Origin of the sequence: Phyllobacterium brassicacearum (assembly GCF_003010955.1) — a bacterium.
Lineage (GTDB): Bacteria > Pseudomonadota > Alphaproteobacteria > Rhizobiales > Rhizobiaceae > Phyllobacterium > Phyllobacterium brassicacearum.
Genome location: NZ_PGGO01000073.1, coordinates 1 through 921 on the forward strand (window position 1 = coordinate 1; position 921 = coordinate 921).

The window sequence follows — 921 nt, forward strand, 5'->3', positions numbered from 1 at the left end:
TTCGACACGTACACGGCCCGCGTGATCGTGGCGTTGTCGTCCGCGGTGCCGGCGATGTTGTCGGCACCGTTCTTGTCGATCAGGTCGAGGATCAGCATCAGGTCCTCGCTGTTGCCGATGCCGTCGAACTTGATGGCCATGGTACCGGCGGTCGCCGTCGGGGTGGTCGCCTCAGACTGAATACCGACGTTGCTGTTGAAGAACCGCAACGTGAGCAGTTCTTCTTTCTGGATCGTGTCACCGGCGACACCGTTGGTGCTCTGCGTCGCAGACACCCACGTTTCATTGGCGTTACTGACCATCTCGTGACCACCGACGGTGAACGTGGTGTCAGCGGATGACCCCTCGCCATTGGTCGTCAAGCCGAACGGGTTGGCTCTGTTGATCGCGTTGCCCGTGAACTGCACGTAGAAGTCTTCGTCATCCGGCGTGTCCGGGTCATCCGCCTGCAACCGTTCCAGCACGATCTGCGGGTGGCCCGTGTTGCTCGTCGGCTCCTTGGACAAGAGCTCACTGGTGTGGATCACATCGAAGCTGAAGCCTTCGAGCGGGTCGGTCAGGTTGATGGTATAAGTGTCGGCAGCCTTGTCGAAGACGAGGGTGCCGCCCGCCGTGCCCGTCTGGACGCCAGCCGCCGGGTCCTTGTCGTAGGTAAAGGTGAAGTTGAACGTCGCGGAGGTGAGAGTCTCCGACGCGAGCGTCACCTCCGAGGTGAGGACATTACCGCCGCCGCCGCCGGTGATCGTGCCGCTCAGTCCGATCTGGACGCCGGCAAGCGCGGCATTCTGGTCGACGAAGTCGGAACCGCCGCCCGTGTAGAACGCGGCCGTGTGCGCATCGGCGCCGATGTTGTACCCGAAGGCTCCGGTGGCCGACGCGTTGAGCACGTTGGCCAGGGTCTCGTGGGTCCCGTTACCGTTG

At 62.9% G+C, this 921-nt stretch carries 1 pseudogene; it reads right to left on the reverse strand.

What is annotated here, in order from left to right:
• Positions 1-921 (reverse strand): annotated as a pseudogene (locus tag CU102_RS28300) (DUF5801 repeats-in-toxin domain-containing protein); the annotation flags it as partial.